The sequence below is a fragment of the Umboniibacter marinipuniceus genome, from assembly GCF_003688415.1.
In the GTDB taxonomy this organism is placed as follows: Bacteria; Pseudomonadota; Gammaproteobacteria; order Pseudomonadales; family DSM-25080; genus Umboniibacter; species Umboniibacter marinipuniceus.
The window spans coordinates 398,529-420,791 of record NZ_REFJ01000001.1; the positions used below are offsets into that span (position 1 = coordinate 398,529).

Below are 22,263 nucleotides of genomic sequence, written 5' to 3' on the forward strand. Positions count from 1 at the left end.
TAAGGGACAATAGGCTTAACGGTATGTTAGATACTCAGTATTTCGATCAGTTACTCATAATTTTAGCAGCAGCTTTAGCCTCAGCAGTAATTTTTCGTCGGCTTTACGTGCCCAGCATCGTAGCATATTTAGTTGCTGGCGCTGTAATTGGTCCCAGTGTAATGGGGTGGATAGACGAGCCGCAGCAATTTAGCTTTCTCGCCGAGTTCGGTGTGGTCTTTTTGCTGTTTGCCCTGGGTCTTGAGTTCTCAGTCCCTAAACTACTACGTCTAAAGGGCCCTGTGTTTGGCGTGGGCAGTGCGCAGGTACTACTCTGCATGCTCATTTTCGGGTCTGCAACCTATCTTTGGGGAGCCTCAGTAGAGTCCGCATTTGTTATTGCTGGGGCTCTGGCGCTGTCATCTACCGCTATCGTCACGAAAGAGCTCTCCACCTTAGGTGAGGTCCATACCGACCACGGCCGACTCTCCATAGGTGTGTTGCTATTTCAAGATCTTGTCGCCGTTGTGCTATTGATCGTTATACCGGTGCTTGGCGCGTCATCGGGAGCTGATTTAGGCACTGCGCTGGGTGTGGCACTGGTGAAAGGTTTGCTACTTGCGGCAATACTCTTGGCAGTGGGGCGCTGGGTACTACCCATTGTCTACCGTGAAGTCGCCAAGTCACAGTCTAGCGAAATCTTTGTGCTGAGTACCCTTGTTATTGTGATGGTTGCTGCTTGGGTTACCCATGCGGCGGGGCTGTCAATGGCTTTGGGCGCCTTCGTAACCGGCATGATGTTAGGCGAATGTCACTATAAACATCAGATCGAAAGCGATATCCGTGGATTTCGAGATATTCTTCTAGGGTTATTCTTTGTAACCGTTGGGATGAATGTCGATGCCTCAATGTTGGTGGAGTATGCCCCGCGGATTATCCTCTTTACGTTGGCGTTAGTGGCGTTGAAAGCGTTAATTATTGCCGTTTTAATCCGTCTGTTGGGCTATCCCGCCAAACCTGCTGCTCAGTCAGGGTTAATTCTGTCCGAAGCGGGAGAGTTCGGCTTGGCGCTGCTTACTATTGCCGTGAGCTATGGGTTACTGCCTAATGAACAAGCATCATTCATCATGATTGTTGCCGTCCTAAGTATGGCTTTGAGCCCATTTCTTATTCGCTATGGACATCATGTTGTTGCGCGCTGGCTGAAGCCGAGCAAGCTAGATACCGATGACGGGACCACAGCGAATGATCAAGAAAAGTTAGTGCTGGTGGGTGGTTATGGTCGAGTTGGCAAAGCGGTGGTTCGATTACTGGCGCTGCAGGAAGTTCCCTACTTGGTTATAGAACGAGACCCTGAAGTTGTTGCCGCGGCACGCAAGCAAGGTATTCGCATTACTTATGGTGATTGTACCGAGATGAGCATTCTGTCGACCTGTGGGATTGGCTCCGCTCGGCTAGCATTGCTTAGCTTCGATACGCTTGATCACGCTACGGAAGTGATTGAACACATTCGTAGTGCCGATGTGACTACGCCTCTCATGATTCGGCTCCCAGACTCGGCAGGGGTGGATGAATTGATAGCACTCGGTGCGAATCACCTCTTCCCTGAAATGGTGGAAGCGACCATCAGCGCGGTAACTAATGTCTCAACACTGCTTTCGCTGGATGATACGCTCACACAGCAACTTGAAAATGAACTTCGCAGTGAAGGGTTATGACGGTGGCCTCTGATTCGCCCTTTCAGTTTGTTGGTAACGAAACCTGGGCTCAAGGCTATTGGCGGTTAGCAGATTGGCAATTTAGCGCACAGCAAACGTTGAGCTTTCTAAAGGCCCATTTGGACCTTGGTGTATCGATCGGAGATCACGCCGATATCTACGGCGATTATCGTTGTGAGCAACTATTTGGTAACGCCTTGATCCTCGACCCATCGGTTCGCCACCAATTTCACGTTGTCACTAAATGCGATATCCAGCTGGTTTCGAGCTCAAACAGCGTGTCGATCAATCACTATGATACCAGCGCTAAGCACATCGTTAGCTCGGTTGAGCGCTCGCTGGAGCGGCTGCAGATTGAGCACATTGATACTCTGCTATTACATCGTCCTGACTTGCTCATGGATGTTGATGAGGTGATAGCCTGCTTCACTAGGCTCCGTGCAGAAGGTAAGGTAGGGGCGTTTGGTGTGTCCAATTTCAGCGCTAGCCAATTCGAGCTGCTAAACCATCGATTTGACGGTCAACTGGTCACCAACCAGGTGGAACTGAACCCACTTAACTTCGACGCCTTCGAGAATGGTATAACGGATCGGTTGCAGATGGCAGCGGTTAGGCCCATGGCGTGGTCTTGTTTAGCTGGTGGCTCACTATTCAACGCGCAAACAGAGCAAGCGCAGCGTGTGGTAGGCTGTTTGCGCGAGCTCGCGATAAAGTATGAGACTAGCCTTGAGGGTGTGGCTTATGCATGGGTAATACGCCATCCGAGTAAGCCGCTAGTCATTAATGGCAGCGGTAAGCTTAATCGACTAGCGAGCGCGATGGAGCAGAGTAAGATTAGCCTTAGTCGCGAAGACTGGTATCGAGTCTGGGTGGCGTCTAAAGGGCACGGAGTGCCCTAGCTGGAAATTACTGTGCGGTCCAGCCACCATCTACTTTGACGCATGATCCTGTCGTTAGCGATGAGGCGGACGATGCCAGGAAGGTCACGGCATTGGCAACCTCGCACACTTGCCCCACACGACCGAGTGGGATCCGTTCCATCACAAACTCCTGAAAGTCGGGGTCCGCAAACATCGGCGCAGTCATTGGCGTTTCAATGAAGGTAGGTGCCACACTATTTACCCGAATATTGTGCTCCGCTAGCTCCACAGCCAATGCCTTAGTTAGCCCCTCTACCGCGTGCTTGGTGGCACAGTAAACGGAACGTTTCGGCGAGCCCACGTGACCCATCTGCGAGCCGATATTGATAATAGAACCGCCCTGACCATTCGCTATCATTTCGCGAACTACCGAACGGGTGATGCGAAAGAGCGAACGCACATTCATATCGAGCATTTGATCCAGTACCTCATCGTCAAGCTCGCTGATAAGCTGAGGCGTGTTGGTGCCTAAATTATTGACAAGGATATCGATGCCCTGGTACTCGCTGATTCGGGTTAATAGTTCGTCGCTGGTGGCGTCTAGGCACCAAGCAACAACCCGATCTCCATGCTCCAGGACTAACTGATCAAGGTCTGCTTCTGTTCTGGCAACAGCGATAACCGTGGCGCCTGCGGCGACGAGTGATTCTACGCAGGCTTTGCCAATGCCTTTCCCTGCACCGGTTACCAGTGCCGTTCGACCCGAAAGCAGGGAGTTACTATAGGGTGATTTTGAATTCGAAGTCATTATGGCGGCTCGCTCTAGAATATGTCTAATAGGTGAGATTATCTTTTACCTGATTAGAAATTAAAAGACAAATATTGCATTCGAAGTCAAAAATAACTAACCTGCCTGTATTGAACAATAAAATTCGTACTTATAGGTGCTCCAATGATTAGAAAATTAAAAGACGGTATTGACGTAGAAGTCGCTAAAAATAATGATCGCATGGTCCGCGAAACGGTAGAAGGTGTGCTCGCCGATATCGAGCAGAATGGCGATGCGGCAGTGCATGCTTACGCCGAAAAATTTGATGGCTGGCCAAGCGATAAGCCGTTCCGTCTAACCGCCGAAGAAATTAAAGCGGCTTACGATGAGCTGCCAGAGCAAGTGATCGAAGATATCCGCTTCGCGCAGACTCAAGTGCGCAACTTCGCTCAAATTCAGCGCAACTCAATGAAGGACGTTGAAGAAGAGACATTGCCGGGCGTTATTCTTGGTCACAAGAATATTCCGATGAACAGCGTGGGTTGCTACATTCCTGGTGGTAAGTACCCGCTAGTTGCGTCCGCACATATGAGTGTTGTGACCGCAAAGGTTGCTGGGGTTAAGCGAGTTATTGCCTGTGCGCCGCCCTTCAATGGCGTACCGCACCCAGCTATTGTGGTCGCAATGGACATGGCTGGTGCTGACGAAATTTATTGTTTCGGGGGTATTCAAGCTGTTGGCGCAATGGCGATTGGCACCGAAACTATCGCACCGGTTGATATGTTAGTGGGTCCAGGTAACGCCTTCGTTGCTGAGGCAAAGCGTCAGTTGTTTGGCCGAGTGGGAATTGATCTATTTGCCGGCCCAACGGAGACCTTAGTCATTGCCGACGAAACTGTCGACGGTGAATTGTGTGCAACGGATCTACTTGGTCAGGCAGAGCATGGGCCTAATTCACCAGCTGTGTTGCTAACTAATTCGGAGCAGTTAGCGAATGATACTTTAGCGGCTATTGAGCGCCAGTTGAAAGTATTGCCTACCGCTGATATTGCGGGTAAGGCTTGGGCAGACTACGGTCAGATCGTTCTGTGTGACACCTACGAAGAAATGCTGCAAGTTGCCGACGAACTTGCCTATGAGCACGTTCAGGTGATGACTGAAGATCCTGACTATTTCCTCGATAACATGACGAACTTCGGAGCAATGTTCGTTGGACCCGAGACCAACGTCTCATATGGTGATAAGGTAGTGGGCACGAACCACACCCTACCAACCAACAAAGCAGCGCGTTATACTGGTGGATTATGGGTTGGTAAATTCATCAAGACCTGTACCTATCAGCGCCTTACGGAAGAAGCTTCGCACCACATTGGTGAATACTGTTCACGTCTTTGTGCAGTAGAGGGTTTCGCGGGGCACAAGGCGCAGGCCGATATCCGCGTGGAACGATATGGAAAAAAGCTCGGTAAATAATAATCAAAAAGTAGCCAAGCCCGCTAACCATCGCGCAACGTCATATGACGTTGCGCGCCTAGCAGGCGTTTCGCAATCTGCAGTATCTCGCTGCTTCAAAGCCGGGGCGAGTGTCTCGGCGAAGACGCGAGCGAAAGTGATGAAGGCTGCGGATGAACTTGGGTATCAGCCGAACGCAATTGCGAGAGGGCTAATTACTCGCCGCTCAAACATTGTGGCGGTGATCACAACCGAGTTCACTAATTTGAATTATCCCGAGATGATGTCGCATCTCAATGCAAAATTATCTGAGCACGGGGTGCATATTCTGCTCTTTACGGTGGGCGCAGCCAGCGATATGCGCGCTGTGCTTGATCAAATATGGCAATACCAGGTAGATGGCATCATCGCAGCGTCGCAGTTCTCCGATGACCAGATAGCGCAGTGCCGTAAACGCGGGATACCGTTAGTTTTCTACAATCGAGTGTTCTCTGACTCAAGTATCTCTTCCGTTGGTTGTGATCATTTCGAGGGTGCTAAGCTTCTTGTTGAGCATCTACTCTCGCGAGGCCATAAGCGTTTTGCCGTCTATAGCGGTCCGAATGACTCAGCGGTTGCGCAAGAGCGCTTACAGGGAGCCGTAACCCAATTGAAGCAAGCTGGCGCGCATTTCGATGTCTACCAAGGTGACTATACCTATGACAGTGCGGCAGCAAGTACCGTAGAGATGATGTCTTCAGCGCGTGAGCTGCCGCAGGCGGTGATTTGCGCTAACGATATTATGGCTATTGGCTGCATCGATACGTTGAGGGCGAAATTCGGGTTACGAATTCCCGAAGACTTATCGGTGGTTGGCTTTGATGGGATCGCTGCATCAAAGTGGCAGGCCTACGATCTGACAACCATTGTTCAACCGCTTGAACGAATGGTTGAGGCAACGGTAAGCATGTTGATGGAACGAATTGAAGATTCGTCAATCCCCGCAGAAAAACGACAGTTTGGCGGGAAATTAAATATCGGGCTGAGCGCATAAGTTCAGCCCCACTGGCTGGATTTATGACACGCGAAAATATTCTTTTTATCCCCGGCTCACTGTGTGATGAGCGCTTATTCGCGCCGCAGTTAGCCGCATTTCAAGACCGTTACCACTGTACGGTAGCGGAACACTCCCCCGAAGACATTTCAATTTCTGCTATGGCGCAGCGCGCACTTAGAAGCGTGACGGGTGATTTTCACCTCGTTGGCTTATCGATGGGCGCGATTATTAGCTTTGAAATTCTGCGGGTAGCGCCGGAGCGCGTAAGATCATTAGTGATTATGGATGGTAATCCTCAGGCAGAAAAACCAGAGCGAATGGGCTTGAGGGCTCAGCAACGTCAGCTCGCGATACAAGGCGGCGAGGAATTTCTCGAGGCGTTTTTGCTGAATGAATTATTTCCACTCTACGTAGCCCGTGATAACGTGATGAATTCAACGATTAAAGCCTGTGTGCTTGCCATGGCAATGGACTCGGGCGTTGAAGCCTTCGATGCGCAATGGCAAGCATTAGAAACGCGACCGGACAGTTTAGCATCGTTGCCGCAAATCCGTGTTCCAACGCTGGTACTATGCGGTGCTGAAGATGCACTGTGTAGCCCAGCTTTACACCAACAGATGGCGACGGTTATACCTAATTCAACGCTAGGGGTGGTGCCTTCCGCCGGTCATTTAGTGACTTTAGAAGCACCGTTGATAGTGAATAAATATCTTGAAGAACTATGGAAGCAAAAATCATGACGCAGACACTCAAGCAACGCTTGGCCAATAAAGAGGCGCTAGTAGGGACCTTTGTAAAAACGCCTTCAATGATGTTGGCGGAGGTCCTATCTCGAACCAACATGGATTTAGTGTGCCTTGATGCGGAACACTCGCCGTTCGATAGAAAGGACATTGATGCCAATATCTTCGCGTATCGAGCTGGAAACATGCCGGTGCTCGTCCGAGTTCCGTCGGCAGCTCCTTCGCAATTACTCAATGCGCTGGACTGCGGTGCAACGGGCGTAGTGGTCCCACACGTTGATAGTTTAGCGAAAGCCGTCGATATCGCTAAAGTCTGCCAATATGGTGACGGGGGAAGAGGCTACGCGGGCTCCACACGTGCCGCCAACTATGCGGGTAATACTGTTGCCGAAAACTTACAACACGCTGCCAATAACACGGTAGTCATTGCACAGATTGAAGACTTAGCCGCGTTTGATGAAATTGAAGAGATTGCTGCGGTAGATGGTATAGATTGTTTGTTTATTGGCATGATGGATTTGACGGTAGCGCTGGGTGAGACATCACCTCGAGCACCGGCAGTTGTGGAGCTGGCAGAACGTGTTTGCGGTGCGGCGAAAAAGACCGGTAAGGCTGTGGGAATCTTTGTACCCTCCGCAGATGATGTGTCCTTCTGGGTGGAACGCGGGGTCCGTCTATTCTTGATGTCATCGGATCATTCGTTTATCAAGCAGGGCGCAAATTCGCTCGTCGAGGATGTGTCTAAGCACTTCTAGCAAGCAACGATAACGTCAAGGCTTCGCACAAATCCCCACCAGAGGACTAGAGCGAAGCCTTTTTTGTAGGCATAAAAAAGCTGGGACGGCCCAGCTTTTAAAAGGTTTTAACTCGCTAGATAAAGGCGTTAAATGCCCAAAGCGCGATAATAGAAACGAAGAAGAAGCCAAGTAAGTAGAGACTGGCTCTATCCAATTTACCGGGCAGTAGTGACCAGCCGTTCTCGGTGGTAGGCGTACCGGTTTCCGCGAACCATTTGCGTTGACCAACGATGGTATACTGCGAGTGTTCCTTCGCCTTGCCGTCAAGAATAAGACTCGCCGCCAGTGCGACAAGGGTGTTGGTGATGGCGCCAATAGCACAAAACCATGGCCAGGCGATGTCGGTGTAACTAGCAACGTACCAAACCGAAGCGAAGCCAAAAAGCACGCCAATGAGCACGCCACGCTCAGTGGTATGCTTTGAGAAGATACCTAAGCCGAACAAACTTAGCTTAGCCCCTACAAAGAAAGAACCAACCTTCGAGAGCGTTTCAAGAATTGAGCCTTCGCTGCTTGCATAGAGGATGGCTGGACCAATAATCATTGCCGCCCAAAATACTGTGAACCACCGTGACGCCTTGAGGTAATGCTCATCGGATGCGTCAGGTTTGAAGAACTTCTGATAGATGTCGATGGTGGTGACCGTTGACATCGAGTTCAATGCTGAGTCCAAACTCGACATTGAGGCCGCTACTACAGCTGCCGCAATGAGCCCCATTAGACCGGGAATTGCGAGGGTAGAGGCGAAGTCCAAGATGATCGTATTGCCGTTTTCGAAGGTCTTGCCATCATAGTAGCTGTGGAAGAGCACCCCTAAAAGCAAAAATAGGAAGTAGATGAAGATCGCGCCATAGCCCATCATCATATAAGACTTTTTGGCGTCACCGATATTTTTCGACGTTAGGGTTCGCTGAACCATCATCTGGTTCGCGCCATATACGGTGATATGGAACAGTGTCATAGCAATAACGCCACTCCAAACCGTAGACACCTCGGCCAGCGAGAACTTGGTGACTAAGGCATTGGTCATTCCCTGATCTTTCAGCGACTCCAGCGTGGTCATTAGCCCCTCTGGTAGTGCATCGAGTAGTGCTGCGAAGATAATCAACGCACCAACTAGCAGGATACCGGCCTGAACAACATCAGTCCAAATTACGGCCGCAATACCGCCCATCATGGTGTAGAGCAGGGCAATGATGGTGACAATAACAATTGCCTCGGTTACACCGAAGCCCGTGATGAAATTAATGACCAGTGCGGTGGCATAGACTGCAGCCGCGGTAGTTAGTCCTTGAGATGTCAGGAAGATGGCACTCATAACCGTTCGCGCTTTAACGCCAAAACGCTTCTCAAGGTAGTCGTGAATGGATGCCACACCGCTATTGTAGAAGAAGGGTAGTAAGAAGGTGATAACAAACACAATCACCAAGGGATAATTGAGGTGAATCGCAATAACCGCTAGCCCTTCGCTATAGGACCAGGCTGGCCCGCCAAGGAAAGAAAGCGCACTGACGTAGGTTGCTACAACGGAGATACCAATTGCCCACCACGGAATACTTTTGTCACCCAAGAAGAAGTCGTTGGTTGATTGAACTTTGGTGCTTAAGAATACACCCAGGCCAATATTGGCAATCAAATAGACTGCTAATACGCCCCAGTTAAGAGCCCCAAATTCGTACATAGATTTACCCCATCATTATTATTGTGTTAACTCGGAATTAGCGAGTCAAACGATAGAACGCTGCCGCATTGTCATGGAAGATAGCGTCTAGATTAACTTTTCCTAATTCGTTGATGCATTGAATATATGCATCAACGAGTTGCTCGTAACCCGTATGAAGTCCATCCACTGGGAAATTAGAACCAAACATCACACGCCCTTCACCGAAACTCTCGAGTACATGTTCGATATACGGTTTGAAGTCTTCGGGACGCCAGCCATGATTGAACATCACTAAGCCGGAAAGCTTGCAGTGGATATTTGGATTTTTGGCCAACTCCTGAATACCGGCCTTCCACGTTGCTAGACCGGCGCCGCTCTGATACCACGGAGACCCCATATGACATAGAGAGACCGATAGTGAGGGGTAACCTTCCAACAAACAGGCCATGCGCAGCATTTGCTCGGGTATTAGCTGCAGATCAAAACTCAGCTTACGGGCTTGAAGCAAGCTCAAACCGTTGCCGAACGCCGGTGAGGCAATAAGACCGTCTGTACCAGTTTGTGCGTCCTCACTTGGTGAGCGACCCACAATCTGGCGAATGCCCCGGAGCGAAGTTAGCATGCTAAGTTGATCCAGCTGCTCGGTCGCGTCCAAGGCCGTGAGGTCACAGAAGCTAACCTGAGCGGAAGGTAGTGAGTTGCTGCGTGTTTGCGCGTCAACCCACTGAGCTTCATTCAGGCCATTTTCAGCACCCACTTGAATGTGCACGCTATTCACAACTTTTAGCTTACCATGGTCGGATTTAAAATCCGCGCTTAGGTAATTACGTTGGATTGGCGTAGGATCGCCGAAAAAACGTTTGACACCGCGCTGCATCAACCAAGGGTAATGAACCTTGCTTAGATCCCATAAATGGTGGTGGGAATCGATGATACGGGCCGGTGTCATAAGCGCCTCTCTTATTCGCCTGCTGCTAGGGCGTTTTTCGCACGGAATACCTGTACCCATACTGACAGCTCGTCAAAAATATTCCACTCTTCGGTGATCTCACCGTCAATGATGCGGAAATGACTTTCGCCCAGGATGAAGATTGGTGCACCGGTAGGCTTGCCGTAAAGTACGGTGCCCAAGTGATCTCCCTTTAGCGTCCAGCGCACGGCAACGTCAGAGCCGCCGTCCTTGTGTTCGTTAGAGCAAACGTAATCGGCGCTAAAACGGATGCCGCTGAGTGAACCCAATAGCTGCAGGTAGAACTGCATGATTTCTTGATGACCGTTGAGTTGGCGCTTATTCACACCGTAGAAGCGTGCATTCTCAGCATAGTATTTGTGGACATCGCCCACCATTCGGGCATTCCAGATGTTGTTGAGTGCAGTCACGGCAAGTTCTTCATCACTGCTGGCCGGAGTAGCGATTCGTGTGGGCTCAATCGCATCAAGACGAGCCACCTCACTATCAATGTAATCTTTTAGACGATCAGACAAGGGAAGGGCCGCTTTTTCCTTTGCCACGGCGATTGGGTCAAATCCAAGCTGCTCGGCGAGGCTAAAGTTGTCTCGAACTAACCATTCTTCAACAATCTTGTTGTCCTTACATACGCAGTGGGCAATGACCGGAATCACCGCGTGCTTGCCGCTAGCTGGTCCTAGGTCACTGGGACCCAGGTTGGTCATATGGGTACGAATACGGTGCGAAGAGTGATAGCCATTCTGAGCATCACCGCCCCAAATAATATCTTCGGCATGAAGTGTTCTATCTGGAAACGCTGCCATGGTGTTTAGGGTGTTCTGAGTGACTTCTTCCGCGCCAATACTAACGCCAGCAATGGTATAAACCGGGCAGTCATCCGAGTAGTAGTCATAGCAAAGACCAACTTGCTTACCTTCCCAAATACGGTAAGTGATGCGGAGAATATAATCCACAATGTCAGTAAACTCGCTATCAAAGCCGGTCATATTGCCTGTTTCATTGCTATCAGCCGGGGCTGAGTCGAAGTGATTTTCAAGGCGATTCATAATTTTTCTCCGGTCAGGCTAGTTGGCACTGACTCACAGTATAAATAAATAGGGCGTGAATCAGTGTTAACTGATCACGCCCCGAAATTGGCTTAATTAAAGCTGGCAGCGTTTGGAACGTCAGCGCCGCGGACTACGATTGCATCACATAGCTCTTCTGCCGCGTTATGGAAGCTACGCGTTGCGCCCACAGGAATGGTGATCAGGTCACCTTCGTTTAGCTGCCAGTCTTCGCCGTCAACGGTCAAAGACAGTGAGCCTTTGTGGATAAACAGAACTTCTTCTTCGGCTCGGGTGTGCACGCTGGTGCTTGCCTTAGGCTCAAGTTGAAGGCGACGCGATGAGAAGCCGTGCCCCCAGGCCATTTTCGCAGCAGGGATAGCTTCTTCATTGCTAGCTGCCCCGACAATAGCGATTTCCTTTACGCCGGAGCTGGTTAGACCGCCAACGGGTTGATCGGCAAGTTGCTCATGGGTGATAACACAACGAAGCATCTGCTCAACGGTCATGGAGTCAAAGTTGGGCACGTCCGCAGCGGTAGTTGGTGTGCATAGTACCGCGTCATCGGGAACGACATCGCCGGCAAGCGTGTCTAGCAAACGTCCATCCTCAAGCAGAACAAGACCGTGTTTTGTGGCCTGCTCATAAACGTATGGCGCCCAGTGGACGTGACCAGCTGTTTGATCGTTATTGAGACCTAAGATGCAGAACAGGAATCCCTCATCGTCACCCACGTTTTCGAAGCCGCGGAATACATTAGTTGGGATAGAGATTGTGTCGCCTTCCTCTAGAATGGCCTCACCATCCGTACCGTGCTCGCCCCAAGTAAATTTCCAACTACCTTTGTGAACCACAAAGACTTCAGCGGTATCATGGCTGTGATGCGAGTTCTTGCAACCATTTGGTTGTTTCGCGGCACCGATATCGAATGGATGTGGGAATTTAATGTGCACAACTTGTCCAGGGTTTTCCGCAACGCCTTGGCCGATCAAGCAGTAATTTTGCTTCTTGTCGCTACCCGGGGTTCGAGCGTCAATAAACGCCGTGGTGCAGGGAACAAGTTCGTCATATCGGAGAACGCGCTGAGCGATGGAAAGGTTTTCTTGGGACATGATGTGCCTCTAATAATAATTATTACACCCGTTAGTTAAGGTGTTTGAGTGAAAAAGATAATAATGTACTTCGAATGCAAAAAGCAAGTTGCTGGCAGCCCCCAGTGATGATCAGCCTGGATTTGACCTACTATCACTCGGGGCTTGCAGAGCTATCTTGGCGGCTATGCTTTACGGCAGAAGCGCTCGTCCATCAATTCGAAAACGTCCAGTCCAAGCTGGAGGAGAATGTGGATGATGTCGATACCTACCCAGTTCTCTTTGAGTTTATCGCCGTCTCGTCGCCAGATATCCATCACTCGAAGCGTAATGGATTGACCTGTAGCAGCGAGACCTAGCCAATGTGGTCCAGTATGGGTTGCCGACATATGAGGCCAACCACCGGTAGCCGCGAAATCGCCTTCTCCCACGTAGCAGGTAGAGACGTCGACACTTCGGTCAGGGAAGCCACGCAGGAATGGCCCCTGATGGAGTCGGCGGAAGCCATCTATGCCGCGAGTAGTGCCAATGCCGGCAGGGCCATACCACATGAAATCGTCATGCCAGTAGTCTGCTAGCTTCATTGATTCTAATGACTGGCCGTCATATCGCCCGAGTTCCGCCAACATATCTTTAATAAGCTGGACTGTGCTTAGGCTGCTATCCTGCACGCTGCTTGAGGCGCGGGTAGGAGCCATAATCAAACCGTCAAAGCCTAAGGACGGACGGATGGGGTTCACGCCAACTTGATTCATGGCATCGAGGAAATCCAGAATCACTTCGCCACGATTAACAAGCCCGTCTTTAACACCAATAATCTCGGTAAAACGCAAATGAAGTGCTCGGCCTGTGGTGGGAATGCCAAATAGTGGCGCTACCAAATTGCCAATAAAATAACCGCTGGCCATTACCCATTGCTGACCGTTGTCATCACCTTCTACATCCACCAATACTTTGCGCTCAACATCTGGCATGGCAGTGGCAATGGGACGCCAGAACTTTTCGATACAATCATCGAGGCTCTCGAGGTCATTGATTGGGTGAGCGGCCGCCCAACTGAAATCATCGCTCACCAGCGATGATAATTGCTCTGGAGAGTGAGTAAGTGCTTGGTAAAAAGCTTCAACAATTTGTCGACTCATGGGAATCCTTGGGATATTTTTGACTTCGAATGCAAAATTAGCTCAAGAGACCGAATCTTGCAACTAATTTGTCGCAAATTATTGCGTATTAGTGGCTTGGTAGGCCTCAGTAATTAGCTTGGCGAGGGTTTGAGTAGCTTTCCCGGCATGATTAAGCTGCCAGGCAACATAGTTCATTAAATTGGTGCTGAGCGGTCTCGCTAATTCTACTAGCGCTCCCGTCGAGAGTTCATGGGTGATCTCGTGTCGAGGTAAATGACCGATACCTAATCCACTCAGTATTGCCGCCTTTTTCTGCGAGCGAGTTTGTACATAAAGATCATAACGTCTATCGGCCAACCCCGCTTGACGAGCCAGATCTTGCTGGACTGTATCACGAAGAATCACTCGCTTTACGCCATCAAGATGACCGAGCTCCGTTAAGTCAGCGGGCATTTGATGCGGAGTTTGCACGGGAGTTGGCAAATTCTTAGCGGCGCAGACCAAGGCCATGTCCAGCGAGTTGAGCTTCACACAGCGGAAGTTACACTGCGGGGGGATGGGTCCAGGAACACCTACTAGCAGATCAATACTACTGGCTGATAGCGCCTCCCAGCCACCATTGAGCACCGTTTCGATAAGCTCTATTTCAATATTGGGATGACTACGACAAAACACGCTTAGTGCTTGGTAGAACGGAATGTCGTTAACCGTGGCTTCTAAACCAATGCGAATTCTTGGCTCCCAGCCCTGAGCGCGCTCGAAGGCGCGATCTTGAAGACCACTCAAGTGCTGCAAGATCTCTCTACCGTCATGGAGGATTAGTTCGCCAGCAGCGGTGAGCACGGAGCGACGCCCCTGGCGCTGAAAAAGGGTCAAACCAAGTTGCTCTTCTGCTTTGCTAATGCTGTACGAGAGGGCTGCGGTGGTCCGTTCCAACTCCTCGGCGGCGCGAGCAAAGCTGCCTCGCCGATCAATCGCGTCGAGGATCATTAGGAGTTGGGTGTCCAAAAGTTGCTTCTTCATATTGTTAAGTTCAATTTAACTAATTGATTAAATTATGGTTATTTTTTTAATGGTTCGCCAGCGTTATAGTCATATCATCAAAATTAAGGAGAAAAATCATGGGACTATTACAGAACGGTGAGTGGGTTGATAAATGGTACGATACCAAATCATCGAACGGCGAATTTGAACGCCAAGACAGTGCCTTCCGAAATTGGGTGACGGAGACTGGTGAAGCAGGACCTTCAGGGAATTCTGGCTTCAAGGCAGAATCTGGGCGCTATCACCTCTATGTGAGCTTGGCGTGTCCCTGGGCGCACCGAACGCTAATCTTCAGAGTATTAAAGTCGCTGACGGAACATATCGATGTCACTGTGGTTGATTACCTGATGCTGGAAAACGGCTGGACGCTAGATGATCCGCTGTATCAAAAGTCATTTCTCTATGAACTGTATCTGAAATCGAAACCCGAGTACGAAGGCCGAGTAACAGTTCCTGTGCTTTGGGACAAAAAGACACAGCAAATAGTCAGTAACGAATCGGCTGAAATTATTCGCATGATGAACTCGGCATTTAATCGTTTAACCGGTAATACCGAGGATTTTTACCCCGAAGCTTTGCGTGGCGAAATCGACGAATTAAACGCGTTGATCTACAAAACGATTAACAATGGCGTTTACGCCAGCGGTTTCGCCACTGACCAAGCTGTTTACGAGCGCCATGTGAAAAAGCTATTCGAAAGTCTCGACCTGCTTGAGACGCGTTTGGGTCAACAGCGTTATTTGGTAGGTGAGCAAATTACGGAAGCGGACTGGCGCTTGTTTACCACACTGATTCGCTTTGACAGCGTCTACGTTGGCCATTTCAAGTGTAACCTTCGTAGTATTGAGAGCTATCCAAATCTGTCGGCCTATTTGCGGGAGTTGTATCAAGTTGAAGGTGTCGCTGAGACCGTGGACTTTGAGCATATCAAGGGGCACTACTACGAGTCGCATCGAATGATCAACCCCACAGCAATCGTTCCAGCGGGCCCAATGCTAGATTTTTCGAGCCCGCATGGGCGCGGTTAAGGAGTAACCACGATGACCACTGAACGCAAGCTTGAACAGAAAGTCCGATCCATTGAGACCGCAGATGGCGATGGTGTAAAAATCCGCCGCATTGGTGGGCAAGCAATGCAGCAGAGAATGGACCCATTTCTGATGCTAGATGAATTTAACAGTGATAAATCAGCTGACTATATGGGAGGTTTTCCCAGTCACCCTCACCGGGGCTTTGAAACCATCACCTACATGAAAGCGGGCAAAATGCGCCATCGCGATCATATGGGTAATGAGGGCGTCATCGGTCCCGGTGACGTCCAGTGGATGACTGCCGCTCGCGGTGTCATTCATTCGGAAACGCCAGAGCAATTAGACGGCTTAATGCAGGGGTTTCAAATCTGGCTAAATCTGCCTAGCACCGAGAAAATGAAGCCTGCAGCCTATCATGATTTTAAGGCTGAGCAGTTAGCTCGGGCAGAATTTGGTGCGGGCTCGGAGATTGCAGTGATTGCCGGAAAGGTAGCGCTACACAGCGGCTCGGATGAAGCGCTGCAATTAACGGGGCCCTTACCAGCTATGACCACTAAGCCACACTTGATTGAGCTTGAGTTGGCGGCCGAAGAGGAGGTCGAGTTGCGGTTTAACGCCGAAGAACCGGCGTTTGTTTACGTCTTCGAGGGCGCAACAACCGGTCTGAAACAGTGGGAGATGGGGCTCTATTCGGCTGGTGACACGCTTACTCTTGCCGCTACCAATGAAGGCGCGACGCTGTTGGTGTTAAGTGGAAAGCCAATTCAAGAGCCAATCGCTCAGTATGGCCCGTTTGTGATGAACACAAGAGCCGAGCTTGAACAGGCGATGAGTGATTATCGCTTGGGGACATTAACCCACTAATTGTTCCTTCGCAGCCGCAAAGGCCGTCATTACACGGTCTTTGCTTTTCGAGCGATCAATAATGGCTGAGCAGTAAGCGGTTGTTAGTTGGTGTTTATCACACCAGCCATGGGGATCGTGAATTGCCTTGTCAGGGAGGTCTTTGAGCTCGGGAATCCACGCACGAATAAACGCTCCCTGCTCATCAAATCTCTGACTTTGTCGAATAGGGTTGAAGATTCTAAAGTAAGGTGCCGCGTCGGCCCCCGCACTGGCGGCCCATTGCCATCCGCCGTTATTGCTGGCGAAGTCACCGTCGATTAGCACGGACATGAAGTACTGTTCACCCCACCGCCAGTCAATCATCAAGTCTTTGCAGAGAAAGCTAGCGACTACCATGCGCAGTCGATTATGCATCCATCCGGTAGTGTTGAGACACCGCATGGCAGCGTCCACGATAGGAAAACCCGTTTTGCCCTCACACCAGGCCTCGAAATTCCGCTGGTTATTATCCCATTGAATCAGATCAGTGTACGGCTGAAAGGCTTTGTCTTTGGATATGTCGGGGTAGGCGAACATCAAGTGGCGGTAGAAATCTCGCCAAATTAGTTCGCTCAGCCACACTGACTCGCCGTTGTTAAGCTCGCCAATACTTCGTCCCCGCAACAATGACCTCACGCAGGATTGAATCGAAATGGCGCCGATGGCTAGATGAGGAGAAAGCTTGCTGGTGCCGTCAATTGCGGGGAAGTCACGTAATTCGTCATATTCACGCGCCGCATCTTGAACAAAGCGTTGCAGTGTATTCTTTGGATGTAGCCAGTGGGAGACATCGGGAAGTGTAGCAATCCGCCGAGAAGTGTAGGCGTCAACTTCGGTGGAGGGTTCAACGGCCGGTAATTGACTTGATACCTTGATAGGGCTGACTAACGCCTCATTCCAGCGGCTTAACCAAGCGCGTTTAAAGGGTGTGAAGACTTTAAACATCGTACCTTGGCCGGTGGTGATGGTGCCTAAGGGTTGAACGGTATCTATACCGTAAAAACTGACCCTTCCATGAAAGTGATTACTTACAAACTGGTCGCGCTCAAGTTCATGGATGCCACTTTCTCGATTGGCGTAGATGCCGTTACACCGCAATGCGGTGGCAAGATCAACAACGGCCCCAGCGGCCTGATGAAAATTCTCGGCTGTTAAGATCCTCAGTACTACACCACGCTTTGCTAACTCACCGTTGACGGCGCGAAGTTGATGCATTCTCAACGCGTTTTGATGCGCTGAGCCTGCGTGTTGTTTGCTGATTTCAACATAGACAGCGAAGACCGGAGTGTTGGTCTCAAGTGCAGCAGCCAGTGCTGGATTGTCATCGATTCGAAGGTCATTTCGAAACCATACCAGTTGTGACATGACTCGATTCTATCCTAGGTAGTTAAAGGGCATAACGGAGGTTTAGCTCATCGGGATACGGATGCAGGTAGCGTTGCTTGGCAACGTACTCATCGGGATAGGCAGCCAAGAAATGACGAATCAGGGTAAGTGGTGCGAGTAGTGGGAGATGACCGTTGCGATAGTCAGTGATGACCTTGGCGAACTCTTGACGCTGAGCCGAGGTGAGGTGATTTTTAAAGTAACCTTGAAGGTGCTGCAACACATTGGTGTGGGCCTTTCGGCTCACCGGCTTACTGATTGAACGCATAAATTCCACAATGTAGCATTCACTCAAACTTTGAAGGTCGCCGCTGAGGTCGGACAGTAGCTGTCCCAAGGTCTTGTAGGCAGCAAGGCTATGCGCCATTAAGAGATACTTGTACTGACTATGAAACTCTATGAGCTTACCGGCCGTCAAACCTTCGGCTATGACATGCTGCCAGTGGCTGTAGGCGTAAACTCTAGTGATGAAATTTTCTCGCAATAGCGCGTCGTTCAGGCGACCATTTTCTTCAACGGGCAAGATGGGGTTGTGTTGCATGATTTCATTTGAAAAAAGCCCTATGCCATCACTGGTACTCATTTTCGAATCGCCTTGGTATAGCTTGACTCGCTCCATCCCACAGCTTGGCGACTTAGCGCAAAAAATATAGCCGCTAATCTTTTGGTCTAGCGCCACAGCCTGCTCTTTCCCGTAAGCAACGAGCGCTTCGGTGACATCGTTACCTTTGGCCGATGTGGCGATGATCTGGTCGTCGTGTTGCTCCAGACGAATGGTTGGTCTAGGGACGCCTAGTCCGATTGCAGCCTCTGGGCAAAGCGGTACGTATTCAACAAAATCACTGAGCGCATCGGTGCAGAAAGCGGAGCGCTTGTGACCACCATCGAAGCGAACGGGCTCGCCTAACAGGCAGGCGCTAATACCGAGTCTAATTTTTGTTTTTGGAATGAAGTCGCGATACATAATGTTCCTCGTTTACCAAGCAATGGCTTCATGTTGCCAATCTGTGAACAGGGCTCTGTCCGCGGATACTGGCTGGCTACATAATGAATATAGGCGTGATGCGACAAATTGGGGAGAAAATAACCGTTCTGCGCTCACGTTCTTTTGAAATGGCTTCGATAATTCAGTGTCGGTGGTTCCGGGGTGAAATGCAATCACCGTGGTGCTCGGGCTACGGTGGCGTAACTCCGCAGCTAGGCATTGCAACATCTGGTTCAGGGCACTTTTTGACGCCCGATAGCTGTACCAGCCGCCGAGGTGGTTGTCATCAATACTGCCAACTCTGGCACTGAGCACACTAATCAAGCCTCGAGTTTTCGGCTTGAAAAGAGGCAGCAGGTACTTCAGAAACAACATGGGGACGATGGTATTACTGTGAATGAGGCGCTGAAAGTAGTCGCTATCAAAGGCCTTCAAGCTCTTCTCGGGAAAACTCCCTTCGCTAACTAACTGCCCGTTGAAAATATGAACACTTAATTCGTCTGCCGTGCTGAGGTTCTGGCAAACCTCTCTAATACTGGTTTCGCTGTAATCACAGTGAATGGCGTCCGTAATGTCTTGCGACGAAATACGCGTGATGAGCGTTTCTGGCTCCAGCTCCAGTATCTGCTGGTAAAAGGCTTTGGCGATACCGCCGCCAGCACCGATTATGATCCGATGTACACTCATGACTTCGAACCGTTGGCCTCACAATGGCCGTCGCAACGTTTTTTACCCGTTAGTAAAAGGCTAAAATATTCTCGGTGTTTGGCGAAGATTCGATAGCCAAGGTTGGCGAAGCTTCGAATGATCGGCCAGCGTAAAACACGCAACCAGGGTTTCTTGCCTACCGTTTCCCAGAGTAGTACATTCGCGTCCACAGCGGTTCGCAGCTGTCCTTGAAAGTCGATGACATGCAGTGTTGCTACCGCATCAGAGTGTGTTATCCCCAATGGCAGAGACAGTTCGTCATTGAGATCCACGAAATGGATGCGTGAATGGATGTCGAATCGAGCGAGGGCATCCATCTCCCTAGCACAGAGCGGGCAGGAACCATCGAAAAAAACGGTTAGTCGAGTCATAGTAGTATCACCATAGTTAAGTGCATGAGTGCCACCAGAGTGGTCACAACGCGGCGTAGGCGCAGATAGCTGTCGTCGGTTTCCTGTTGAGCCTCTAGCCGGTAAAGCAGGATAAAGAGAAAGCTATTCACGATAAGCACGAACAGCACTGAGGACTGAAGCAGCGCGAACCAACTCGCTAAGGTCAGCAAATTCGTGGCTACAAACGGCGCTTTCATTTCCTGCGGCCGATACCGCGAAGCGCCCCATATAGAGCCAGCTAGAAAGCTTATGATGACCGTCCCATAGCTAGTAAAAATCTCTGCTGGCAAATATCCGAAAAGCGAGATGCCCACAAATTGCGCAATGGCGGCGCCAATAAATGGCACCATGCCAAGGGTGGTAAGGAGACGAATGCGATGTTCATGCTTCATAGGAAGTGCCTAAAGTTGAGTGCCTCTAGACCTTTTTTCGACGTCGGAAGAGATTCGGTTTATCGGTAGTTTCCACGGAATAAAAAAGGCCGCGTCGGAGCGCGGCCTTGGGACAACTAAGGTGTGAACCCTCAGCGCAATACGCTGAGGGTTCAAGTAGCGAGTGCCCGTTGGGAACACGAGCTACTTGGACCGGTGGTCAACGCTGACTTTCAACCCAGGCGTTGACATTTTCTTCCAGGATATCCAGTGGCACGGCTCCGCTTCCAAGCACAGTGTCATGGAATCCGCGGATGTCGAACTTATCACCCAGCTCAATTTTAGCGGCTTCACGAAGCTCAACAATCTTGATCATGCCAATCTTGTAGGCAGTGGCCTGACCAGGCATTACGATGTAACGTTCAATGGCTTTCACAATATCGCCATCCGGGTTAGGCGTGTTGACCTGAAGGTATTCAATGGCCTCTTCGCGAGTCCAACGCTTTTCGTGCATACCCGTATCAACAACCAGGCGACATGCGCGCCATAATTCCATTGCGAGGCGTCCGAAGTCAGAATACGGGTCTTGATAGTAGCCCATCTCCTTTGGCAGCAATTCGCTGTAGAGTCCCCAACCCTCAATATAAGCGGTGTAGCTACCGAAGCGACGGAATTTCGGCAGTTCATCAAGCTCTTGAGCGATGGCGAGCTGCATATGGTGACCGGGTACGCCCTCATGATAGGCCAACGCTTCCATTTGGTAGGTAGGCATGCTGTTCATATCATAAAGGTTGGCATAGTAAACACCCGGACGACTGCCGTCTGGAGCCGGACGACTGTAAAAAGCCTTACCGGCACTCTGTTCGCGAAACGCTTCGACAGCCTTCACTTCTAATGCGGCTTTAGGTTGGATGCCAAAATAGTCATCTAGCTGAGCGCGCATGGTATCGATAAGGGCAGTAGCTTCGTCCAGATAACGTTGCTTGCCTTCCGGCGATGTTGGGTAATAGAACTGAGGGTCGGTACGCATGAACTCGAAGAATTCCTGCAAGTCACCTTCAAAGCCTACTTGCGCCATGATGTCACGCATCTCACCGTGAATTCGAGCAACCTCCTCAAGACCAATATTGTGGATCTCGTCGGCGCTGAGATCCGTAGTAGTCATCATCTGAAGCTGCGACGCATAGTACTCATCGCCCTGTGGCAGTTTCCACGCGCCGTCATCGGTTGTCGCGACAGCGGCCTGTGCTTCAAGTACCTCAATCAATTGCTCATAGGCTGGGCCAACATGCTCCACCAAGGCGGTAGTAGCATTGGCGATCAATGTTTGTTTCTGGCTATCGTCAATATCCAGCGCATCAACCTTGCCAGTGAAATCGGCGAGTAGGGCACTTGCCTCACCGTCATCGAAAGGAGCGCCAACGATAATATTACGTGAGTCTTGAAGCACCATTGGGTAAACAAACGCGGGTGGCATCACACCTAGCTCTTGGCGAGCCTTCATGTCAGCTTCGAGTTGTTCGAACAGCGTAGGCACACCATTTAAACGCTCAATGTAGGCTTCAGCATCGCTGACACTGGTCACGCGGTGCTGGTTAATGAGGAACGATGGAACCTTGCTATGTACTCCGTACATTTGGTTAACCGGGTAGCCGTGATTACGCCAGCGATTGCGCTCTAGTTGCTGCGTTAGCTGGGCGATGGCCATGCGCAAGCTCAACTGATTTTGCTCGTTGAGTAAACTAGGGTCTAGCGCTTCTAGCTGTTGCAGACTACTTTGCGTGAGTGCGAGCGCGCGAGCGTCTGCTGCTTCAGAAATCTCATCCCACTTCCCGTAGTTATCTTTAATCCCTAGCGAAGTTTGGAACTCCGGGCTCAGTGCGACCATGGCCATGAACTGATCGTCGACCAGCTGCAAGAATGCCGCATCGGGAGTATTAATCATATCAGTGGCTTGCGCTTGGCCTGCCTCTGAATGGTTGCTTTGTTGGACAGTGGCATCATTACCGCAGCCTACTAGTGCGGCTGCGATGACGGCACTAAGAATGGTCTTCTTCATACTGAAACCCTTTGTTGGCGTCCATATTTATTGCCCCCTAGTTGATACGCCGGCACGTACTTAGGAACGGCGTCAGTAGCTACTAGGAGTATTGTGGACGGAAAGTTAATACTTAATTAAGCAGTGTCACAATAGTAACGCTTTTTCACCGGAT

Annotated in this window: 21 protein-coding genes; 8 read left to right on the forward strand and 13 right to left on the reverse strand. The window is 50.3% G+C overall.

Annotation, left to right across the window (positions count from 1 at the left end; translation table 11 throughout):
• The first annotated feature begins 23 nt into the window (after window positions 1-23).
• Together DFR27_RS01865 and DFR27_RS01870 are read left to right on the forward strand one after the other, a co-directional pair.
• Window positions 24-1,697: a cation:proton antiporter gene (locus tag DFR27_RS01865; RefSeq protein ID WP_121875757.1), complete on the forward strand. Its 1,674-nt coding sequence runs from the start codon at window positions 24-26 to the stop codon at window positions 1,695-1,697.
• The gene (locus DFR27_RS01870; RefSeq protein WP_121875758.1) at window positions 1,694-2,596 is read left to right on the forward strand and encodes an aldo/keto reductase; all 903 of its coding nucleotides are present in this window, start codon (window positions 1,694-1,696) and stop codon (window positions 2,594-2,596) included. The genes DFR27_RS01865 and DFR27_RS01870 overlap by 4 nt, the downstream gene beginning before the upstream one ends.
• A 7-nt stretch (window positions 2,597-2,603) precedes the next feature.
• Here the strand turns inward: DFR27_RS01870 and DFR27_RS01875 are convergent, their stop codons facing one another.
• Window positions 2,604-3,365 (reverse strand): SDR family NAD(P)-dependent oxidoreductase, encoded by a 762-nt coding sequence (locus DFR27_RS01875; RefSeq protein ID WP_121875759.1) that lies wholly within the window; start codon window positions 3,363-3,365, stop codon window positions 2,604-2,606.
• Between the two features lie 144 nt (window positions 3,366-3,509).
• On the opposite strand from DFR27_RS01875, the gene hisD reads away from it, so the two are divergent.
• From hisD to DFR27_RS01895, 4 genes are read left to right on the forward strand one after another with little or no spacing between them, the layout of a single operon-like run.
• Window positions 3,510-4,799, forward strand: a complete 1,290-nt coding sequence (gene hisD / locus DFR27_RS01880) for a histidinol dehydrogenase (RefSeq protein ID WP_121875760.1) — start codon at window positions 3,510-3,512, stop codon at window positions 4,797-4,799.
• Window positions 4,777-5,811: a LacI family DNA-binding transcriptional regulator gene (locus DFR27_RS01885; RefSeq protein WP_121875761.1), complete on the forward strand. Its 1,035-nt coding sequence runs from the start codon at window positions 4,777-4,779 to the stop codon at window positions 5,809-5,811. Before hisD ends, DFR27_RS01885 begins: the two co-directional genes overlap by 23 nt.
• Window positions 5,812-5,834: 23 nt before the next feature.
• Window positions 5,835-6,554, forward strand: coding sequence for an alpha/beta fold hydrolase (locus DFR27_RS01890; RefSeq protein ID WP_121875762.1), 720 nt, complete (start codon window positions 5,835-5,837; stop codon window positions 6,552-6,554).
• Window positions 6,551-7,312, forward strand: a complete 762-nt coding sequence (locus DFR27_RS01895; RefSeq protein ID WP_121875763.1) for an HpcH/HpaI aldolase family protein — start codon at window positions 6,551-6,553, stop codon at window positions 7,310-7,312. Before DFR27_RS01890 ends, DFR27_RS01895 begins: the two co-directional genes overlap by 4 nt.
• 115 nt (window positions 7,313-7,427) lie before the next feature.
• On the opposite strand, the gene DFR27_RS01900 is transcribed toward DFR27_RS01895, so the two are convergent.
• From DFR27_RS01900 to DFR27_RS01925, 6 genes are all read right to left on the reverse strand, one after another.
• On the reverse strand, window positions 7,428-9,035 hold the full coding sequence (locus DFR27_RS01900) for a sodium:solute symporter family transporter (protein ID WP_121875764.1): 1,608 nt from the start codon (window positions 9,033-9,035) through the stop codon (window positions 7,428-7,430).
• A 37-nt stretch (window positions 9,036-9,072) separates the two neighbouring features.
• The gene (locus tag DFR27_RS01905; protein WP_211327529.1) at window positions 9,073-9,966 is read right to left on the reverse strand and encodes an amidohydrolase family protein; all 894 of its coding nucleotides are present in this window, start codon (window positions 9,964-9,966) and stop codon (window positions 9,073-9,075) included.
• Between the two features lie 11 nt (window positions 9,967-9,977).
• On the reverse strand, window positions 9,978-11,033 hold the full coding sequence (locus DFR27_RS01910) for an ester cyclase (protein ID WP_121875765.1): 1,056 nt from the start codon (window positions 11,031-11,033) through the stop codon (window positions 9,978-9,980).
• Between the two features lie 92 nt (window positions 11,034-11,125).
• Window positions 11,126-12,145 (reverse strand): cupin domain-containing protein, encoded by a 1,020-nt coding sequence (locus DFR27_RS01915; RefSeq protein ID WP_121875766.1) that lies wholly within the window; start codon window positions 12,143-12,145, stop codon window positions 11,126-11,128.
• Between the two features lie 164 nt (window positions 12,146-12,309).
• Window positions 12,310-13,266: a nuclear transport factor 2 family protein gene (locus tag DFR27_RS01920; protein WP_121875767.1), complete on the reverse strand. Its 957-nt coding sequence runs from the start codon at window positions 13,264-13,266 to the stop codon at window positions 12,310-12,312.
• A gap of 78 nt (window positions 13,267-13,344) precedes the next feature.
• Window positions 13,345-14,271, reverse strand: coding sequence for a LysR family transcriptional regulator (locus DFR27_RS01925; RefSeq protein ID WP_121875768.1), 927 nt, complete (start codon window positions 14,269-14,271; stop codon window positions 13,345-13,347).
• Window positions 14,272-14,369: 98 nt separating this feature from the next.
• Here DFR27_RS01925 and DFR27_RS01930 point away from each other — a divergent pair, with 98 nt between their 5' ends.
• Both DFR27_RS01930 and DFR27_RS01935 read left to right on the forward strand, forming a co-directional pair.
• Entirely contained in the window at window positions 14,370-15,320 is a 951-nt protein-coding gene (locus tag DFR27_RS01930; protein WP_121875769.1) for a glutathione S-transferase family protein, read from the forward strand.
• A 12-nt stretch (window positions 15,321-15,332) separates the two neighbouring features.
• Window positions 15,333-16,187, forward strand: a complete 855-nt coding sequence (locus tag DFR27_RS01935; RefSeq protein ID WP_121875770.1) for a pirin family protein — start codon at window positions 15,333-15,335, stop codon at window positions 16,185-16,187.
• Here the strand turns inward: DFR27_RS01935 and DFR27_RS01940 are convergent.
• The 6 genes from DFR27_RS01940 to DFR27_RS01965 form a co-directional block, all read right to left on the reverse strand.
• Window positions 16,176-17,573, reverse strand: a complete 1,398-nt coding sequence (locus tag DFR27_RS01940; RefSeq protein ID WP_121875771.1) for a cryptochrome/photolyase family protein — start codon at window positions 17,571-17,573, stop codon at window positions 16,176-16,178. The genes DFR27_RS01935 and DFR27_RS01940 overlap by 12 nt on opposite strands.
• 22 nt (window positions 17,574-17,595) lie before the next feature.
• Window positions 17,596-18,558 (reverse strand): YbgA family protein, encoded by a 963-nt coding sequence (locus tag DFR27_RS01945; RefSeq protein WP_121875772.1) that lies wholly within the window; start codon window positions 18,556-18,558, stop codon window positions 17,596-17,598.
• A 12-nt stretch (window positions 18,559-18,570) separates the two neighbouring features.
• A complete protein-coding gene (locus DFR27_RS01950; RefSeq protein ID WP_121875773.1) occupies window positions 18,571-19,266 on the reverse strand; it encodes an SDR family NAD(P)-dependent oxidoreductase in 696 nt (231 codons plus the stop codon).
• Complete coding sequence (locus tag DFR27_RS01955) at window positions 19,263-19,658, reverse strand: thiol-disulfide oxidoreductase DCC family protein (RefSeq protein ID WP_121875774.1); 396 nt, start codon at window positions 19,656-19,658, stop codon at window positions 19,263-19,265. The genes DFR27_RS01950 and DFR27_RS01955 overlap by 4 nt, the downstream gene beginning before the upstream one ends.
• Entirely contained in the window at window positions 19,655-20,071 is a 417-nt protein-coding gene (locus DFR27_RS01960) for a DUF3429 domain-containing protein (protein WP_121875775.1), read from the reverse strand. The genes DFR27_RS01955 and DFR27_RS01960 overlap by 4 nt, the downstream gene beginning before the upstream one ends.
• 199 nt (window positions 20,072-20,270) lie before the next feature.
• Window positions 20,271-22,109, reverse strand: a complete 1,839-nt coding sequence (locus DFR27_RS01965) for a DUF885 domain-containing protein (RefSeq protein WP_121875776.1) — start codon at window positions 22,107-22,109, stop codon at window positions 20,271-20,273.
• Window positions 22,110-22,263 lie beyond the last annotated feature (154 nt).

What these genes read in the sequence shown, in the direction of transcription:
- DFR27_RS01875 (WP_121875759.1), bottom strand. Translation starts at nt 3,365, where the DNA reads ATGACTTCGAATTCAAAATCACCCTATAGTAACTCCCTGCTTTCGGGT.
- hisD (WP_121875760.1), top strand. Translation starts at nt 3,510, where the DNA reads ATGATTAGAAAATTAAAAGACGGTATTGACGTAGAAGTCGCTAAAAAT.
- DFR27_RS01895 (WP_121875763.1), top strand. Translation starts at nt 6,551, where the DNA reads ATGACGCAGACACTCAAGCAACGCTTGGCCAATAAAGAGGCGCTAGTA.
- DFR27_RS01950 (WP_121875773.1), bottom strand. Translation starts at nt 19,266, where the DNA reads ATGAGTGTACATCGGATCATAATCGGTGCTGGCGGCGGTATCGCCAAA.
- DFR27_RS01955 (WP_121875774.1), bottom strand. Translation starts at nt 19,658, where the DNA reads ATGACTCGACTAACCGTTTTTTTCGATGGTTCCTGCCCGCTCTGTGCT.
- DFR27_RS01870 (WP_121875758.1), top strand. Translation starts at nt 1,694, where the DNA reads ATGACGGTGGCCTCTGATTCGCCCTTTCAGTTTGTTGGTAACGAAACC.
- DFR27_RS01930 (WP_121875769.1), top strand. Translation starts at nt 14,370, where the DNA reads ATGGGACTATTACAGAACGGTGAGTGGGTTGATAAATGGTACGATACC.
- DFR27_RS01900 (WP_121875764.1), bottom strand. Translation starts at nt 9,035, where the DNA reads ATGTACGAATTTGGGGCTCTTAACTGGGGCGTATTAGCAGTCTATTTG.
- DFR27_RS01920 (WP_121875767.1), bottom strand. Translation starts at nt 13,266, where the DNA reads ATGAGTCGACAAATTGTTGAAGCTTTTTACCAAGCACTTACTCACTCT.
- DFR27_RS01890 (WP_121875762.1), top strand. Translation starts at nt 5,835, where the DNA reads ATGACACGCGAAAATATTCTTTTTATCCCCGGCTCACTGTGTGATGAG.
- DFR27_RS01905 (WP_211327529.1), bottom strand. Translation starts at nt 9,966, where the DNA reads ATGACACCGGCCCGTATCATCGATTCCCACCACCATTTATGGGATCTA.
- DFR27_RS01865 (WP_121875757.1), top strand. Translation starts at nt 24, where the DNA reads ATGTTAGATACTCAGTATTTCGATCAGTTACTCATAATTTTAGCAGCA.
- DFR27_RS01915 (WP_121875766.1), bottom strand. Translation starts at nt 12,145, where the DNA reads ATGTCCCAAGAAAACCTTTCCATCGCTCAGCGCGTTCTCCGATATGAC.
- DFR27_RS01960 (WP_121875775.1), bottom strand. Translation starts at nt 20,071, where the DNA reads ATGAAGCATGAACATCGCATTCGTCTCCTTACCACCCTTGGCATGGTG.
- DFR27_RS01925 (WP_121875768.1), bottom strand. Translation starts at nt 14,271, where the DNA reads ATGAAGAAGCAACTTTTGGACACCCAACTCCTAATGATCCTCGACGCG.
- DFR27_RS01910 (WP_121875765.1), bottom strand. Translation starts at nt 11,033, where the DNA reads ATGAATCGCCTTGAAAATCACTTCGACTCAGCCCCGGCTGATAGCAAT.
- DFR27_RS01940 (WP_121875771.1), bottom strand. Translation starts at nt 17,573, where the DNA reads ATGTCACAACTGGTATGGTTTCGAAATGACCTTCGAATCGATGACAAT.
- DFR27_RS01965 (WP_121875776.1), bottom strand. Translation starts at nt 22,109, where the DNA reads ATGAAGAAGACCATTCTTAGTGCCGTCATCGCAGCCGCACTAGTAGGC.
- DFR27_RS01945 (WP_121875772.1), bottom strand. Translation starts at nt 18,558, where the DNA reads ATGTATCGCGACTTCATTCCAAAAACAAAAATTAGACTCGGTATTAGC.
- DFR27_RS01935 (WP_121875770.1), top strand. Translation starts at nt 15,333, where the DNA reads ATGACCACTGAACGCAAGCTTGAACAGAAAGTCCGATCCATTGAGACC.
- DFR27_RS01885 (WP_121875761.1), top strand. Translation starts at nt 4,777, where the DNA reads ATGGAAAAAAGCTCGGTAAATAATAATCAAAAAGTAGCCAAGCCCGCT.